This is a genomic window from Hydrogenophaga atypica, assembly GCF_042665215.1.
Lineage (GTDB): Bacteria > Pseudomonadota > Gammaproteobacteria > Burkholderiales > Burkholderiaceae_C > Hydrogenophaga > Hydrogenophaga defluvii_A.
This window is the reverse complement of the sequence record NZ_JBHTCA010000012.1, coordinates 56095-71949: the sequence shown is the minus strand read 5'-3', so window position 1 is coordinate 71949 and position 15855 is coordinate 56095. Positions and strand designations below refer to the sequence as shown.

At 65.2% G+C, this 15855-nt stretch carries 14 protein-coding genes; 12 read left to right on the top strand and 2 right to left on the bottom strand.

Features of this window, described 5'->3' with window-relative positions:
* The first annotated feature begins 23 nt into the window (after nucleotides 1–23).
* The 4 genes from ACFQPB_RS15020 to sbcB all read left to right on the top strand — a co-directional run bounded on the left by ACFQPB_RS15020 (nucleotide 24) and on the right by sbcB (nucleotide 6550).
* Nucleotides 24–2210: a cyclic nucleotide-binding domain-containing protein gene (locus ACFQPB_RS15020; RefSeq protein ID WP_382224859.1), complete on the top strand. Its 2187-nt coding sequence runs from the start codon at nucleotides 24–26 to the stop codon at nucleotides 2208–2210.
* A gap of 64 nt (nucleotides 2211–2274) precedes the next feature.
* Nucleotides 2275–2631 carry an ATP-dependent Clp protease adapter ClpS gene (gene clpS / locus ACFQPB_RS15015; RefSeq protein ID WP_382201422.1) on the top strand — a complete coding sequence of 119 codons (357 nt, stop codon included), beginning with the start codon at nucleotides 2275–2277 and terminating at the stop codon, nucleotides 2629–2631.
* Between the two features lie 53 nt (nucleotides 2632–2684).
* A complete protein-coding gene (clpA, locus tag ACFQPB_RS15010; RefSeq protein ID WP_382224856.1) occupies nucleotides 2685–5033 on the top strand; it encodes an ATP-dependent Clp protease ATP-binding subunit ClpA in 2349 nt (782 codons plus the stop codon).
* Between the two features lie 68 nt (nucleotides 5034–5101).
* A complete protein-coding gene (gene sbcB / locus ACFQPB_RS15005; protein ID WP_382224854.1) occupies nucleotides 5102–6550 on the top strand; it encodes an exodeoxyribonuclease I in 1449 nt (482 codons plus the stop codon).
* Between the two features lie 47 nt (nucleotides 6551–6597).
* On the opposite strand, the gene ACFQPB_RS15000 is transcribed toward sbcB, so the two are convergent.
* Nucleotides 6598–7044 carry an EVE domain-containing protein gene (locus tag ACFQPB_RS15000; protein WP_382224935.1) on the bottom strand — a complete coding sequence of 149 codons (447 nt, stop codon included), beginning with the start codon at nucleotides 7042–7044 and terminating at the stop codon, nucleotides 6598–6600.
* A gap of 28 nt (nucleotides 7045–7072) precedes the next feature.
* A complete protein-coding gene (locus ACFQPB_RS14995; RefSeq protein WP_382224851.1) occupies nucleotides 7073–8629 on the bottom strand; it encodes a helicase HerA-like domain-containing protein in 1557 nt (518 codons plus the stop codon).
* Nucleotides 8630–8763: 134 nt separating this feature from the next.
* Here ACFQPB_RS14995 and ACFQPB_RS14990 point away from each other — a divergent pair, with 134 nt between their 5' ends.
* The 8 genes from ACFQPB_RS14990 (at nucleotide 8764) to rng (ending at nucleotide 15837) form a co-directional block, all read left to right on the top strand.
* The gene (locus ACFQPB_RS14990; protein ID WP_382224848.1) at nucleotides 8764–9483 is read left to right on the top strand and encodes a YebC/PmpR family DNA-binding transcriptional regulator; all 720 of its coding nucleotides are present in this window, start codon (nucleotides 8764–8766) and stop codon (nucleotides 9481–9483) included.
* An 8-nt stretch (nucleotides 9484–9491) separates the two neighbouring features.
* Nucleotides 9492–10772, top strand: a complete 1281-nt coding sequence (gene purD, locus ACFQPB_RS14985) for a phosphoribosylamine--glycine ligase (protein ID WP_382201432.1) — start codon at nucleotides 9492–9494, stop codon at nucleotides 10770–10772.
* A complete protein-coding gene (gene hemF / locus ACFQPB_RS14980) occupies nucleotides 10769–11689 on the top strand; it encodes an oxygen-dependent coproporphyrinogen oxidase (RefSeq protein ID WP_382224845.1) in 921 nt (306 codons plus the stop codon). Before purD ends, hemF begins: the two co-directional genes overlap by 4 nt.
* Before the next feature lie 3 nt (nucleotides 11690–11692).
* Nucleotides 11693–12361 carry a nicotinate (nicotinamide) nucleotide adenylyltransferase gene (gene nadD, locus ACFQPB_RS14975; protein ID WP_382201436.1) on the top strand — a complete coding sequence of 223 codons (669 nt, stop codon included), beginning with the start codon at nucleotides 11693–11695 and terminating at the stop codon, nucleotides 12359–12361.
* Complete coding sequence (gene rsfS, locus ACFQPB_RS14970; RefSeq protein ID WP_382224842.1) at nucleotides 12358–13125, top strand: ribosome silencing factor; 768 nt, start codon at nucleotides 12358–12360, stop codon at nucleotides 13123–13125. Before nadD ends, rsfS begins: the two co-directional genes overlap by 4 nt.
* Nucleotides 13122–13589 carry a 23S rRNA (pseudouridine(1915)-N(3))-methyltransferase RlmH gene (gene rlmH / locus ACFQPB_RS14965; protein ID WP_382201440.1) on the top strand — a complete coding sequence of 156 codons (468 nt, stop codon included), beginning with the start codon at nucleotides 13122–13124 and terminating at the stop codon, nucleotides 13587–13589. Before rsfS ends, rlmH begins: the two co-directional genes overlap by 4 nt.
* Nucleotides 13590–13696: 107 nt before the next feature.
* Nucleotides 13697–14302: a Maf family protein gene (locus tag ACFQPB_RS14960; protein ID WP_382224839.1), complete on the top strand. Its 606-nt coding sequence runs from the start codon at nucleotides 13697–13699 to the stop codon at nucleotides 14300–14302.
* A 23-nt stretch (nucleotides 14303–14325) separates the two neighbouring features.
* Nucleotides 14326–15837, top strand: coding sequence for a ribonuclease G (gene rng, locus ACFQPB_RS14955; protein ID WP_382201444.1), 1512 nt, complete (start codon nucleotides 14326–14328; stop codon nucleotides 15835–15837).
* The last annotated feature ends 18 nt before the right edge of the window (nucleotides 15838–15855 follow it).

Below are 15855 nucleotides of genomic sequence, written 5' to 3'. Positions count from 1 at the left end.
TCCTTGAGCGACAAGGCCATCGCATGAGTGCTGACAAGACGGCGGCATCGCCCCCGGGTCTGGTGGAACCTGCCGTGCGCTGGCGGCCCTTGCACCTGCTCGGTGCGCTCGATGCGGTGGCCCTGGCCTTGCCCACCACCTTGGGGGCGGTGGTGTTGGTGTACGTCCACATCGGTGCGGAACACCTTGCGGCAGGCATCCTGGCGGCCATCGCCGGTCTGGTGCTGCTGCACCTCTTCAGCCTGGGCGCCACCCGGCCGGCCCTGTTTTCAGCCCGCTTGTTCGAGGCCACCACCCTCGCCGCCATGCTGGCCCAGTTGGGGCCGCACCTGGCCACCTGGGGGCTGCCCGACACGCCCGAGGTGCGGCTGGCCTTTTTGTGCCTGTTTGCGGCCGGCGCCGGTCTGGTCAAGGCCCTGTTGTACCTGCTGCGTGCCGACCGGCTCACCCGCTTCATTCCCGCACCGGTGTTTGGCGGTTTCTCCAACAGCATCGCGGCACTGCTGGTGATTTCGCAGCTGTCCACGCTGCAGCGCCTGCTGAAGGCGGGCGAGCCTGCGGCACTGCTGCTTCTGGTGGCGGGCCTGTCCGGCGGGGTGATGATGGCCTTGCGGTTTCGGGCCAGCAAATGGCCCGCAGCCGCCGTGGGGCTGGCCGTGGGTGCGACGGCAGCCGAGTTGCTGCGCCTCAACGGCGGGCATTTCACCATGTTGTCCGAGGGCGGTTGGCCCAGTGCCTTGCCGATCGTGTTGGCCGATTTTGACGCCTTGGCGGGGCCTCGGGTCGCCACCGGGGCGTTGTTCGTTCACGTGGCGGTGAATGCGCTGATCCTGGGCGTGATGGCCTTCATCAACACCACGGTCACCATGGAAGTCATCGGGCAACACGACGGCAAGCGCATGGTGGGCATGGGGCCACGCCTGATGCAGGCTGCCGCCGTGGCCATGGCGGGTGCGATGGGTTCGCTGGTGCTGACGGCCTCGCAGCAGGCCTCAGGTGCCGCCCAGCGCAGCGTGCAGCTCAAACCAATCACCGTGTTCTGGGCCGCGTTGCTGTTCGCGTTGGTGTACGCCACCGGCGTGGTGTTGTGGATGCCGGTGGCGGCGATTTGTGGCGTGATGCTGGCCGATGCCTGGTTTTTTGTGGACCGCACGTCGGCCCGCCATTTGGGCCAATGGCTCAAGCGCCAGGCACTCAGCACCAACGCCCGCGCGGATTTGGCCGTGGTGATGGCGGTCACGTTCACCGCCGTGGTGCTGAACATGGTGGCGGCGGTGGTGGTGGGCTTTTTTCTGGGCCTGTTGTTGTTTGCCATGCGCAACGCGCGGCAGCCTGTGCGCCACATCTGGACCGGGCGCCAGATGCGTTCCAACTGCGCGCGGCCACGCCAGGAAATGGCCGCGCTGGACAGTGCAGCCCACCACATCCACGTGTTCGAACTGGAGGGCGATCTGTTTTTTGCCTCGGCCAGTGGACTGAGCGAGCTGATCGACGAGCGGACCGGCGAAGGGCAGTGGGCCTTGCTGGATTGGAGCCGCGTGCGCCATGTGGACAGCAGTGTGGTCACCGCCTTGTTGCGCTTGCATGATGTTTTGCCAGCGAAACGTGCGACCTTGCTGCACGCCGGTGTGCGCCCCGGCTCCCTGGTGGCCGAGGCGATTGGTGGGCCATTGCCCCAAGGCAGCCTTTACCCCGACCTCGACCACGCCATGGAGGCCGCTGAAAACGCTTTGCTCGCAGGCTTGGGGGTGTTCGAGGAAGACCGCGTTGTGCCCTTGGAGGGCAGCGGTTTTTTGCGTGGGCTCAGCGATGCCGACCGGGCGCTGGTGGTGGGCACCATGCGCCGTGTGCGGCTGCCGGCCGGGGCCACTGTGCTGCGGGCCGGCGACCCCAGCGATGAACTGATGTTGGTCTTGGCGGGTTCTGCCAACGTGGTGGTGCGCGACGCGCGGGGCGAGCAACTGCGCCTGTCCACCGTGTTGCCGGGCGCCACACTGGGCGAAATCGGGTTTCTGGACCAGGCGCCCCGATCGGCCGACGTGGTGGCCAAAACCGATCTGCTGCTGGCTTGCATGGACCGCCGCATGTTCGACCGATGGGGGCAGACACATCCTCACATCGTTCAGCGCTTGCTGGCCAACATTGCGCTCGACATGGCGGCCCGGTTGCGCTCGGTCAGCGCCATGGTCTCCGCCCGAAACCGGAGTTGAGCCGAGGGCCGTTGCTGCGGCTTCAATGGCCCCGACCGACGGGGGCCTTCGGCGGCTGGCTAGAATGGTTTCCATGGTCACCAAACCCGTCAAACCCGCACCCACGCCGCCCCAGACCGGCGGGGACGATGCGGTCGTGCTCGAACGCCGCACCCAGCGCACCCAACCGCCGCAGATGTACCAGGTGGTGCTGCTCAACGACGATTTCACGCCGATGGAGTTTGTGGTCCTGGTGATCCAGGAGTTTTTCAACAAGGACCGCGAGACAGCCACCCAGATCATGCTCAAAATACACCTGCAAGGCAAAGGCGTGTGTGGTGTGTTTTCGCGTGATGTGGCGGCCACCAAGGTCGACCAGGTGCTGGACGCCGCCCGCAAGGCGGGGCATCCCCTGCAGTGTCTGAGCGAGCCGGTTGAATAAATCGGACCCGCCCCAAGCTGCGCAACGATAGATTTTTGTAAAGGAAGTGCCCCATGATTGCCCAGGAACTTGAAGTCAGCTTGCACATGGCCTTTGTCGAGGCCCGGCAACAACGGCACGAATTCATCACGGTGGAGCACCTGCTGCTGGCGCTGCTGGACAACCCCAGCGCGTCCGAAGTGCTCAAGGCCTGCTCGGCCAACATCGATGATCTGCGCAAATCCTTGACCCATTTCATCAAGGACAACACCCCCCAGGTGGCGGGTTCCGACGAGGTGGACACCCAGCCCACCTTGGGTTTCCAGCGTGTCATCCAGCGCGCCATCATGCACGTGCAGAGCACCGGCAACGGCAAGAAGGAAGTCACCGGCGCCAACGTGCTGGTGGCCATCTTCGGCGAGAAGGATTCGCACGCCGTGTATTACCTCCACCAGCAGGGCGTGACGCGCCTGGACGTGGTGAACTTCATCGCCCACGGCATCCGCAAGAGCGACCCGCCCGAGCCCACCAAGTCCAACGACGCGGCCCCCGAGAATGAGGAAGCGGCCGAGAGCAAGGGCAACGAAAAGCAGTCGCCGCTGGAGCAGTTCACGCTCAACCTCAACCAGGCCGCCAAGGACGGCAAGATCGATCCGCTGATCGGTCGTGAGTACGAGGTCGAGCGTGTGATCCAGATCCTGTGCCGCCGCCGCAAGAACAACCCGCTGCTGGTGGGCGAAGCCGGCGTGGGCAAAACGGCCATCGCCGAAGGCCTGGCCTGGCGCATCACCCAGAAGGACGTGCCCGAGATCCTGGCCGAATCCACCGTGTATTCGCTGGACATGGGCGCGTTGCTGGCTGGCACCAAGTACCGGGGCGACTTCGAGCAGCGCCTCAAGGGCGTGCTCAAGTCGCTCAAGGACAAACCCAACGCCATCCTGTTCATCGACGAAATTCACACCCTGATCGGTGCGGGCGCGGCATCGGGTGGCACGTTGGACGCGTCCAACCTGCTCAAGCCGGCCCTGTCCAGCGGCAACCTCAAGTGCATCGGTGCCACGACCTTCACCGAATACCGGGGCATTTTCGAGAAGGACGCCGCGCTGAGTCGCCGCTTCCAGAAGGTGGATGTGGTCGAGCCGACTGTGGAGCAGACGGTGGAGATCTTGAAGGGCCTCAAGAGCCGTTTCGAGGAGCACCACAGCGTCAAGTACGCGGCTGCGGCGCTGCAGGCTGCGGCCGAACTGTCGGCCAAGTACATCAACGACCGCCACCTGCCCGACAAGGCCATCGACGTGATCGACGAGGCCGGTGCGGCCCAGCGCATCCTGGCGCCGTCCAAGCGCAAGAAGACCATCAGTAAAACGGAGATCGAAGAGATCGTCGCCAAGATCGCGCGCATCCCGCCGGCCAACGTGTCCAACGACGACCGCAGCAAGCTGCAGACCCTGGAGCGCGACCTCAAGAGCGTGGTGTTCGGCCAGGACAAGGCGCTGGAGGTGTTGGCCGCCAGCGTGAAGATGGCGCGCTCGGGTCTGGGCAAGGGCGACAAGCCCATCGGCGCCTTCCTGTTCAGCGGCCCCACCGGTGTGGGCAAGACCGAAGCGGCCAAGCAGCTGGCCTACATCATGGGCATCGACTTGATCCGCTTCGACATGTCGGAGTACATGGAGCGCCACGCGGTCAGCCGCCTGATCGGCGCGCCTCCGGGTTATGTGGGTTTTGACCAGGGTGGGCTGCTGACCGAGGCCATCACCAAAAAGCCGCACGCGGTGTTGCTGCTCGACGAAATCGAGAAGGCCCACCCCGACATCTTCAACGTGCTTCTGCAGGTCATGGACCATGGCACGCTGACCGACAACAACGGGCGCAAGGCCGACTTCCGCAACGTCATCATCATCATGACGACCAACGCGGGCGCCGAGACCATGAACAAGGCCACCATCGGTTTCACCAACCCGCGTCAGGCGGGCGATGAAATGGGCGACATCAAGCGCCTGTTCACGCCCGAGTTCCGCAACCGGCTGGATGCCATCGTCAGCTTCAAGGCGCTGGACGAGCAGATCATCTTGCGCGTGGTGGACAAGTTCCTGCTGCAACTCGAAACCCAGTTGGCCGAGAAAAAGGTGGAGGTCACTTTCAGCGACAAGCTGCGCAAGCACCTGGCCAAAAAGGGCTTCGATCCGCTCATGGGCGCGCGCCCCATGCAGCGCCTCATCCAGGACACCATCCGCCGCGCCCTGGCCGACGAATTGCTGTTCGGTCGCTTGACCGACGGCGGCCGCCTGAGCGTGGACATTGGCGACGTGGCCGAGGGCAGCGATGCCACGCCAGAGGTGCTGCTGGACATCCATCCCCTGCCACCGAAAGGCAAGGCCAAGGCCGAGCCCGCCGAGCCGGAAGAAGCCGCTGCGGCGGACTGACCCACTGCTGCCCCGGTTACGATCCAAAGGCCGGCGTGTCGAACGCCGGCCTTTTTTCATGAGCCCGCATGACGCACACCTTCTTCTGGCACGACTACGAAACCTTTGGCACCAACGCCCGCGCGGACAGGCCAGCGCAGTTTGCCGGCATTCGCACCGACGCCGAACTTAACGAGATCGGCGAACCGTTGATGGTCTACTGCCGTCCCGCGCCGGACTACCTGCCCGATCCGGAATCCTGCCTGATCACCGGCATCACGCCGCAGTTGTGTCTGCAGCAGGGTGTGCCAGAAAATGTGTTTACCGCTCACATCCACGCGGCGCTGGCCGAGCCGGGCACCATAGGCGTGGGCTACAACACGATACGCTTTGACGACGAGTTCACCCGCTTCCTGTTCTGGCGCAACCTGATCGATCCCTACGGGCGCGAGTGGCAAAACGGCTGCGGTCGCTGGGATCTGCTGGACGTTGTTCGCCTGACCTACGCGCTGCGACCCGAAGGCATTCAGTGGCCGACCAAAGCCGATGGCCGCCCCAGTTTCAAGCTGGAAGACCTGGCCCGCGCCAATGGCCTGGTCCACGAACAGGCGCACGATGCGCTGTCCGACGTGCGCGCCACCATCGCGCTGGCTAGGCTGATACGGCAGCACCAGCCCCGCCTGTTCGACTTTGCCCTGGGCCTGCACAAAAAGGACCGCGTGGCCGCCGAACTGGGCCTGCCCGCGACCGCAGACACCGCGCGGCCGTTTCTTCACGTCTCCGGCATGTTCCCGCCCGAGCGCGGTTGCCTGGCCGTGATGTGGCCGCTGGCCAGCCACCCTGTCAACAAAAACGAGGTGATTGCGTGGGACTTGGCGGCCGATCCGTCCGAGCTGGCGCAACTGGACGCCGACACCCTGCAACTGCGCATGTTCACCCGCGTGGCCGACCTGCCCGAGGGCGTCACGCGCCTGCAGGTCAAGACCGTGCACCTGAACAAATCGCCCATGGTGGTGGGCAACCTCAAGACCCTGCGCCCGGAAATGGCCGAACGCTGGGGCGTGGACCTGGCGCAAGCGATGCGCCACGCCGCCACGGCGCGCGACCTGCCCGACATGAGCGCCATCTGGGCGCAGGTTTTCAGGCGCACCCCAGACGCGACCCCGGTGGACCCCGAGCAGGACTTGTATGGCGGTTTTGTGGGCCAGGGCGACCGGCGCCGACTGGACGTGTTGCGTCAGTTGTCGCCGCAAGAGTTGGCCCTGGACCGCACCGGTTTTGACGACGAGCGGCTGGGCGAGCTGGTGTTTCGCTACCGCGCGCGCCTGTGGCCAGAGACCCTCAACGAAGTCGAGACCGAACGCTGGCAAACGCTGTGCAGCCGCCGCTTGTTGCACGGCGACGGGGGGGCGCTGACGCTGGAGCGCCTGGCGCAACGCATCGATGAACTGGCCGAGGCCGCCAGCGAGCGCGGCGATGACCGTGCTGAGCACATCCTTGGTCAACTCTACGACTATGCCGATGCCATCGCCCCCTGAGTGTGTGGGCCCGCGGCTGATGGGTCAGGATCCGCTAGTGGAGTCCCTCAGTCGCTGAGCAACGACCGAATGTGCCGCCAATGCGCCGGCGCCACCGGCGTGATGGACAGGCGGTTGCCACGCTTGAGCAGCAACATGTCGGCCAGTTGGGGGTCGGCCCGCAGTTCGGGCAGGGTGAGGTTGCGGGTTTTTTGCAGCACCTGCACGTCCACCAGCAACCAGCGAGGCGATTCGGGCACAGCTTTCGGGTCGTGGTAAGGCGAGGCCGGATCGAACTGCGTGGGGTCGGGGTAGGGGGTGGACGCCACCTGTGCCAAGCCCACGATGCCAGGCTCGGCGCAGCTGGAATGGTAGAACAGCACACCGTCGCCTACCCGCATGGTGTCGCGCATGAAGTTGCGCGCCTGGTAGTTGCGCACGCCGGTCCAGGGCACGGTGGCATGGGGTGCGGCCAGGGCATCGTCCACCGAACATTCGGCGGGCTCTGCCTTCATGAGCCAGTAGCGCTCGGTCACAGCCGTTTCAGCGTTTGCCGCCAAGCAGGCCACCCAGGATGCCGCGCACGATCTGGCGGCCCAGGCCGGTGGCCACGCTGCGCGCTGCCGACTTCGCCATGCTTTGCACGATGCCGTCGTACTGGCCACCACGCGGCCCGGTGCGGCCAAACAAGGCTTCGTTCACCATCTGACCCAGGCCACCCGATGCCGCACCGGCGCCGCTCTGGCCACTGGCGCCGGGAATGCGGGGCGTCTTCACGCCACCTGTTTCGGCGGTCGCTGCCTCCTCGCCACGCGCGCCGGCGTGGGCGCGCAGCAGTTCATGGGCGCTTTCGCGGTCCACGGTTTTTTCGTACACACCCGCCACCAGCGACTGGCTCAGCAGCGCCTGGCGTTGTGCCGGCGTGATGGGCCCGAGCTGGCTGCCCGGTGGCAACACAAACACCCGTTCGGTTTCGGTGGGTCGGCCTTTGGGGTCCAGCAGGCTCACCAGGGCTTCGCCCACCGCCAGCTCGGTGATGGCGGCCTCGATGTCCAGGCCGGCCTTGGGGCGCATGGTCTCTGCCGTGGCTTTGACGGCTTTTTGGTCACGCGGGGTGAAGGCGCGCAGCGCGTGCTGCACGCGGTTGCCCAGTTGGCCCAGCACGCTGTCGGGAATGTCCAGCGGGTTTTGTGTGACGAAGTACACGCCCACGCCCTTGGAGCGCACCAGCCTCACCACCAGCTCGATGCGCTCGACCAGCACCTTGGGCGCCTCATTGAACAGCAAGTGGGCTTCGTCAAAGAAGAACACCAACTTGGGTTTGTCCGGGTCGCCGATCTCGGGCAACTGTTCGAACAGTTCCGACAGCATCCACAACAAAAAGGTGGCGTACAGGCGGGGCGAGTTCATCAGCTTGTCAGCAGCCAGCACGTTCACCACGCCATGCCCGTCCACCGTCTGCATGAAGTCGTTGATGTCGAGCATGGGCTCGCCAAAGAACTTGTCGCCGCCTTGCTGTTCGATCTGCAGCAGGCCACGCTGGATGGCGCCCACGCTGGCGGCGCTGATGTTGCCGTATTCGGTGGTGAATTGTTTGGCGTTGTCGCCCACGTGCTGCAGCATGGCGCGCAGGTCTTTCAGGTCCAGCAGCAGCAGGCCGTTGTCGTCGGCGATCTTGAACACCAGGTTGAGCACGCCGGCCTGGGTGTCGTTGAGGTTGAGCATGCGCGAGAGCAGCAGCGGGCCCATGTCGCTCACGGTGGCGCGCACCGGGTGCCCCTGCTCGCCAAACACGTCCCACAGCGTGGTGGGGCAGGCCTGGGGTTCGGGTGGCGTGATGCCTCGGTCCTTCAGCACCGCGGCCAGCTTGTCGCCGATCTTGCCGGGCTGGCTGATGCCGGTCAGATCGCCTTTGACGTCGGCCATGAAGACGGGCACGCCGATGCGCGAGAACTGTTCGGCCAGTGTCTGAAGCGTCACTGTTTTCCCGGTGCCGGTGGCACCCGTGACGAGGCCGTGCCGGTTGGCCAAGCCCGGCAGCAGGTGGCACTGCGCGTGGCTGTTCTGGGCGATGTGAAGCGGGGCAATGGCGCTGGACATGTTCAAACCTCTCCTGTGGGCGCCACCGGTGCAAAAGGGGTGCCGGCGGCCAAAAAGTAGAATATCAGGTTATCTTCAGCGGCCCATGTGCCGCGCCCAACCCGGCCAGACGCGCCGGAACAGACGAGGTTTTCATGGCAGGACATTCCAAGTGGGCCAACATCCAGCACCGCAAGGGCCGGCAGGACGAGAAGCGCGGCAAGATCTGGACGCGCATCATCCGTGAAATCACGGTGGCGGCGCGCACCGGCGGCGGCGATTTGAGCGCCAATCCGCGCCTGCGTCTGGCGGTGGACAAGGCCAAGGCCGCCAACATGCCGGCCGACCGCATCAAATACAACATCGACAAGGCCTCGGGCAACCTCGAAGGCATGAACTACGAGGAAATCCGCTACGAGGGCTACGGCATCGGCGGCGCGGCCATCATCGTGGACACCATGACCGACAACCGCGTGCGCACCGTGGCCGAGGTGCGCCACGCGTTCAGCAAACACGGTGGCAACCTGGGCACCGAGGGCTCGGTGGCTTTCCAGTTCAAGCACTGCGGCCAGATCGTTTTTGCCCCGGGCACGTCCGAAGACAAGGTGATGGAAGTGGCGCTGGAAGCCGGCGCCGACGATGTGCTGACCGACGACGACGGCGCTGTGGAGGTGCTGACACCCGTTGCCGATTTTGAGGCGGTGCGCGACGCCCTGGAGGCGGCCGGTCTCAAGCCAGACGTGGCCGAGGTCACCATGCGACCCGAAAACACCATCGAGTTGGCTGGCGACGACGCGGCGCGCATGCAAAAACTGCTCGATGTGCTGGAAGACCTGGACGACGTTCAGGACATCTTTCACAACGCGGCGATCTGAAAGTCCCCATGAAAATTCTCGTCATTGGCGGCGGTGGCCGCGAACACGCGCTGGCCTGGAAGCTCAAGCAGTCGCCCAAGACCACCCAGGTGTTTGTGGCGCCGGGCAACGCCGGCACGGCGCGCGACCGCGACCTCATCAACGTGCCCATCACCGACGTGGTGGCACTGCGCGAATGGGCGCAGGGCAACGGCGTTGGCCTCACCGTGGTGGGCCCCGAGGCGCCGCTGGCCGCCGGTGTGGTGGACGAGTTCCGCGCCCATGGTCTGCGGGTGTTCGGCCCGACGAAGGCGGCCGCACAGCTGGAAAGCTCCAAAGCCTTTTCCAAGGCCTTCATGTTGCGCCACGGCATTCCCACGGCCGCGTATGAAAGTTTCACCGACCCCGCTGCTGCGCACGCCTACATCGACCGCATGGGCGCGCCCATCGTGGTCAAGGCCGATGGCCTGGCCGCTGGCAAGGGTGTGGTGGTGGCCATGAGCCAGGCCGAAGCCCACGAGGCGGTGGACTTCATGCTGGTGGACAACACCCTGGGCGTGAGCCACAACGCCGGCGGCGCGCGGGTGGTGATCGAGGCGTTTCTGCAGGGCGAGGAAGCCAGCTTCATCGTCTTGTGCGACGGCAAAAACGTGTTGGCGCTGGCCACCTCACAAGACCACAAACGACTGCAGGATGGTGACCAGGGGCCCAACACCGGGGGTATGGGCGCCTATTCGCCCGCGCCCGTGGTCACGCCCGATGTGCACGCCCGCGCCATGCGCGAAATCATCTTGCCCACCATCCGTGGCATGGAAAAAGACGGCATCCCCTACACCGGCTTTTTGTACGCGGGCCTCATGATTTCGCCCGAAGGCGCGGTCAAGACGCTCGAGTTCAACTGCCGCATGGGCGACCCCGAAACCCAGCCCATCATGATGCGCCTGAAGTCCGACCTGGTAGACGTGATGATGGCCGCCACATCGGGTGAACTGGACAAGACGGAACTGGACTGGGACCGCCGCACCGCGCTGGGCGTGGTGCTGGCCGCCCACGGCTACCCGCTGAACCCCCGCAAGGGCGACGCCATCACGGGCCTGCCGGCGGATGCCGATGATGCGATGGTGTTCCACGCCGGCACGCAGCTGGACGGCGAGACCGTTCAGGTCAACGGTGGCCGCGTGTTGTGTGTGACCGTGCTGGCGGATTCGGTCAAGCTCGGGCAGCAGCGCGCCTACGACGTGATCCGGGGCATTCAGTTCGACGGCATGCAGTACCGACGCGACATTGGCAGCCGCGCGCTCAAGCCATGACCGAATCGTCCACCCAGGTGGTGCGCGACTACCTCACCTCGCTGCAGGAGCGCATCACCTCCGCCATCGCAGCGCTGGACGGCCAGGCCTTCGTCAGCGATGCGTGGGCCAAGCCGCCGGGTGAAGCCTTGCAAGGGCAGGGCATCACCCGCATTCTGGAAAATGGCGCGGTGTTTGAGCGCGCAGGCTGCGGCTTCTCCCACGTCACTGGGCCGAAGCTGCCGCCCTCGGCCACGCAGCACAGGCCCGAACTCGCTGGCGCGCCGTTTGAAGCCATGGGTGTGTCGCTGGTGTTCCACCCGCGCAACCCGTATGTGCCCACCGTGCACATGAACGTGCGCATGATCGCGGCCACGCCCGTGGGCGGAGGCGAGGTGGTGTGTTGGTTCGGTGGCGGTATGGACCTCACGCCGTACTACCCCTTTGAAGAAGACGCGGTGCATTTTCACCGCACCTGTGCCGACGCACTTGCGCCCTTTGGCGACGACAAGTACCCGCGTTTCAAGGCCTGGTGCGACGACTACTTTTTCCTCAAGCACCGCAACGAAGCGCGTGGCATCGGTGGCGTGTTTTTCGACGATTTTTCCGAAGGTGGCTTCGACAACGCCTTCGCCATGACACGTGCCGTGGGTGATGCGTTTTTGAGCGCCTACCTGCCCATCGTGGAGCGCCGCCAGGCCATGCCCTGGGGCGAACGCGAACGCGACCACCAGTTGTACCGCCGGGGTCGCTACGTCGAGTTCAACCTGGTGTGGGACCGTGGCACCCACTTTGGCCTGCAATCGGGCGGGCGCAGCGAATCCATACTCATGTCCATGCCACCGCTGGTGCGCTGGGCCTACAACCACCAGCCCGAACCCGGCTCACCGGAGGACCGCCTCACCAGCGATTTCCTTGTGCGTCGCGACTGGATCTGAGCCATGAACGAGACACCCAACCCGCGAGCGGGACAGGCCAAACCCCCGCTGCGTGTGGGCATGTTCGGTGGCGCGTTTGATCCACCCCACTGGGCACACCGCGCGCTGGCCGAAACCGCCCTGGGCCAGTTGCGGCTGGACCACCTGCACATCCTGCCCACGGGCCACGCCTGGCACAAGCCGCGCCAGCTTTCGCCTGCCGAGCACCGCGTCGCCATGTGTAAGCTGGCCTTTGACGGGCTGCTCAACATCCACTTCGACGAACGCGAAATCCACCGCGAAGGCCCTTCGTACACGGCCGATACATTGCGCGAGTTGCGCACCGAGTACCCGGGGGCGGAGTTGTTCCTGGTGCTGGGCGCTGATCAGTTGCTGGCCTTCAAAACCTGGGTGCGCTGGGAAGACGTGCTCCAATACGCCACCATCGCAGTGGCCAACCGGGCCATCAACATCGGTGCCGACGCCCGCCTCGACCAGGAGGTCGAGATGGACTTGTCGGGTGTCGATGTGCCTTTCACACTCTTGCACATGCCCCTGCGCAACATCAGCGCCACCGCCGTGCGTGCCCAGGTGCGCGAGGCCGGCGACCAGCGGGGCGCACTCGACGTGCTGGTGCCCGAAAGCGTTGCGCGCTATATTTCCTCCCATCACCTTTACAACCACCATTCATGACCAGCGAAACCACGGCCAACAAAAACACCCAAAAACTGCAGCGCGCCATCGTCGACGGGCTGGAGGATGTGAAGGCCCAGGACATCGTGGTGTTCAACACGGAGCACCTCTCGCCGCTGTTTGAACGCGTGGTGGTGGCCAGTGGCACCTCCAACCGGCAGACCAAGGCCCTCGCGGCCAGCGTGCGCGATGCCGTGCGCGAAGCCGGTTTTCCCAAGCCACGCACCGAAGGCGAAGAAAACGGCGAGTGGATCATTGTGGATTGCGGCGCTGCCGTGGTGCACGTGATGCAGCCCGCCATCCGCCAGTACTACCGCCTCGAGGAAATCTGGGGCGAGAAACCTGTTCGGCTGAAACACGGTGCCGCCAAGCCGGTGGTGGCCGAGAAGCCGGCAGGCAAGAAACCGGCCGCCAAAAAGACCGCCGCCAAAGCGCCCGTGGCGGCTGTGCCAGCCAAGAAGGTGGCTGCCAAGGTGGCCAAGGCCGCAGCAGCGGCCAAAGTGCCGGCCAAGGCACCATCCAAGGCTTCATCCAAGACGCCCAGCAAGTCCACCGCCAAACCTGCAGCCAAAGCCCCCGCCAAGAAGTCCGCCGTGAAGCCCGCGACCAAGGGTGCGGTGGCCAAGGCACCGGTGGCCAAGAAGCCCGCCACCAAGGCCCCGGTCAAAGTGGTCAAGGTGAACGCACCGGCCAAGAAGGCAGCCGCCAAAAAAGCCGCACCGGCCCGCAAGCCTGCAGCGAAGTCGACCAAAAAGTCCACATGAAGCTCGGCATCGTCGCGGTCGGGCAGCGCATGCCCGACTGGGCACAGACCGCCTACGACGATTACGCCAAGCGCTTTCCACCCGAACTGCGGGTGGACATCAAGACCGTCAAGACCGAACCACGCGGCTCCAAAACCCTGGAGACGCTGCTGGCGGCCGAGCGCGCGCGCATTGAGGCACAGATTCCGCGTGGCACCCGCATCGTGGTGCTCGACGAGCGTGGCACCAACCTCACCACCAAGGCGCTGGCCGAGCGCTTGAAGGCTTGGCAGCTCGAAGGCGACGACGTCGCCTTGGTCATCGGCGGGCCCGACGGCCTGGAGCCTGCATTTCGCCAGACGGCGCACGAGCGCATTCGCCTGTCCGACATGACCTTGCCCCACGCCCTGGCCCGGGTGCTGCTGATCGAGCAGCTGTACCGCGCGTGGTCCGTCAACGCCAACCACCCTTACCACCGTGAGTGATGTCACCCCCACGCTCCGCCGCTGCGCGGGTCGCTGCCCCCCGAGGGGGCTGTTTCGCCTTGGGGCGGCCCGGCGGCGAAACGGCCGCTTGATGGGAGCGTTTTTGCATGCGTGACTTCATTTATTTGGCGTCTCAGAGCCCCCGCCGCAAGCAGCTGCTGGAGCAGTGGGGGGTGCGCTGCGAATTGCTCTTGCCCGATGCGGACGAAGACAGCGAAGCGCTGGAGGCGGTGAAACCCAACGAGCCCCCGTCCCGCTACGTGCAACGCGTGACCCGGCTCAAGCTGGAGGCGGCGGTGGACAGGCTCAAGCGCAGAGCTCTCCCGCTGGCACCTGTGTTGTGCGCCGACACGACCGTGGCCATGGGCCGCGACATTATGGGCAAACCCGAGAGCGCGGCCCATGCAAGGCGCATGTTGGCCCAATTGTCGGGCCACAAGCACCAGGTGCTCACCGCTGTGGCCGTCGCTCACAAGGGCCAGGTGTTCGCCGCGCTCAGCCGCTCCAGTGTCGAATTTGCCGAGATGAAGCCCGCCGAGATCGCACGCTACGTGGCCAGCGGCGAGCCCATGGGCAAGGCCGGCGCCTACGCCATCCAGGGCAAGGCCGCCTTGTGGGCGCGCCAGATATCGGGCAGCTACAGTGGCATCATGGGCCTGCCGGCCTTTGAGACCGCACAGGTGCTGCAGGCCGCTGGTCTGCGGCTGCTTTGACACCCTTTCAAGCCACACATCCGATGAGCCAGGACATTCTGATCAACTGGGCGCCCCAGGAAACCCGGGTTGCCGTGATCGAGCAAGGCGCGGTGCAGGAGGTGCACCTGGAACGCACCTTGGAGCGCGGCCTGGTGGGCAACGTGTACCTCGGCAAAGTCTCGCGGGTGTTGCCGGGCATGCAGTCGGCCTTCATCGACATCGGGCTGGAACGTGCGGCCTTTCTGCATGTGGCCGACCTCATGCCCCAGATCAACGCCAAACACGGGCCCAAGGACCGCAACGCGACCGCCAGCGCGGCCAGCTCGGGGGGCGACGGTGTGTTGCCCATCGAGCGCCAGGTGTTCGAGGGCCAGGCCCTCATGGTGCAGGTGCTCAAGGACCCCATTGGCACCAAAGGTGCGAGGCTGACCGCCCAGATCAGCATCGCCGGCCGTTTGCTGGTGTTTTTGCCTCAGGACAACCACATCGGTGTGTCGCAAAAAATCCCTGGCGATTTGCGCGAATCGCTGCGCCAGCGCTTGACGACGCTGACCGCCTTGCCCGGTGGTCAGGTCAGTGGCGGCTTCATCCTGCGCACCAATGCCGAGGATTCGACCGACGAAGAGCTGGCTGAGGACATCGCCTACCTGCGCAAGACCTGGGACCGCATACGCGAAGCCGCCTCGCGCCAGCCACCGGCCAGCCTGCTGCACCAGGACTTGAACCTCATGCAACGGGTGCTGCGCGACTTGGTGGGCGCTCAGACCCAGTCCATTCGCATCGACTCGCGCGAGCAGTTTGGGCTGATGCAGCAATTCGCCACGGAATTCATGCCGGCCACCCTCAAGCGCCTGCAGCACTACAGCGGTGAACGTCCCATCTTCGATCTCCACAACATCGACGAAGAGATTGCGCGCGCGTTGAGCCGGCGCGTGGACCTCAAGTCGGGGGGCTACCTGGTCATCGATCAGACCGAAGCCCTGACCACGGTGGACGTCAACACCGGCGGGTTTGTGGGTGCACGCAACTTCGACGAGACGGTGTTCAAAACCAACCTCGAAGCGGCGCAGGCCATCGCGCGCCAACTGCGCCTGCGCAACCTGGGTGGCATTGTCATTGTCGATTTCATCGACATGGTGCGCGATGAGCACCGCACCGCCGTGTTGGCCGAGTTTCGCAAACAGCTCGCACGCGACCGCGTGAAAACCATGTTGGGCGATTTTTCACAGCTGGGCCTGCTGGAGATGACCCGCAAACGGACCCGAGAATCGCTGGCCCACATGCTCAGCGAACCCTGCCCGGCGTGTGAGGGCAAAGGTGTGGTGAAAACCGCGCGCAGCGTGTGTTACGACATCCTGCGCGAAATACTGCGCGAAGCGCGGGCCTTCAGCCCGCGCGAGTTCCGGGTGGTGGCGTCGCCGCAGGTGGTGGAGTTGTTCCTCGATGAGGAAAGCCCACACCTCGCCGGTCTGTCGGACTTCATCGGCAAGCCGATTTCACTCACCAGCGAAAGCTCCATGACGCAGGAGCAGTACGACATCGTCCTGCTGTGAACGGGTGGGTGCGTCCCA

Excerpts from the sequence above, each read along its gene's own strand:
- ACFQPB_RS15020 (WP_382224859.1), top strand. The coding sequence starts at position 24 with ATGAGTGCTGACAAGACGGCGGCATCGCCCCCGGGTCTGGTGGAACCT.
- clpS (WP_382201422.1), top strand. The coding sequence starts at position 2,275 with ATGGTTTCCATGGTCACCAAACCCGTCAAACCCGCACCCACGCCGCCC.
- clpA (WP_382224856.1), top strand. The coding sequence starts at position 2,685 with ATGATTGCCCAGGAACTTGAAGTCAGCTTGCACATGGCCTTTGTCGAG.
- sbcB (WP_382224854.1), top strand. The coding sequence starts at position 5,102 with ATGACGCACACCTTCTTCTGGCACGACTACGAAACCTTTGGCACCAAC.
- ACFQPB_RS15000 (WP_382224935.1), bottom strand. The coding sequence starts at position 7,044 with ATGAAGGCAGAGCCCGCCGAATGTTCGGTGGACGATGCCCTGGCCGCA.
- ACFQPB_RS14995 (WP_382224851.1), bottom strand. The coding sequence starts at position 8,629 with ATGTCCAGCGCCATTGCCCCGCTTCACATCGCCCAGAACAGCCACGCG.
- ACFQPB_RS14990 (WP_382224848.1), top strand. The coding sequence starts at position 8,764 with ATGGCAGGACATTCCAAGTGGGCCAACATCCAGCACCGCAAGGGCCGG.
- purD (WP_382201432.1), top strand. The coding sequence starts at position 9,492 with ATGAAAATTCTCGTCATTGGCGGCGGTGGCCGCGAACACGCGCTGGCC.
- hemF (WP_382224845.1), top strand. The coding sequence starts at position 10,769 with ATGACCGAATCGTCCACCCAGGTGGTGCGCGACTACCTCACCTCGCTG.
- nadD (WP_382201436.1), top strand. The coding sequence starts at position 11,693 with ATGAACGAGACACCCAACCCGCGAGCGGGACAGGCCAAACCCCCGCTG.
- rsfS (WP_382224842.1), top strand. The coding sequence starts at position 12,358 with ATGACCAGCGAAACCACGGCCAACAAAAACACCCAAAAACTGCAGCGC.
- rlmH (WP_382201440.1), top strand. The coding sequence starts at position 13,122 with ATGAAGCTCGGCATCGTCGCGGTCGGGCAGCGCATGCCCGACTGGGCA.
- ACFQPB_RS14960 (WP_382224839.1), top strand. The coding sequence starts at position 13,697 with ATGCGTGACTTCATTTATTTGGCGTCTCAGAGCCCCCGCCGCAAGCAG.
- rng (WP_382201444.1), top strand. The coding sequence starts at position 14,326 with ATGAGCCAGGACATTCTGATCAACTGGGCGCCCCAGGAAACCCGGGTT.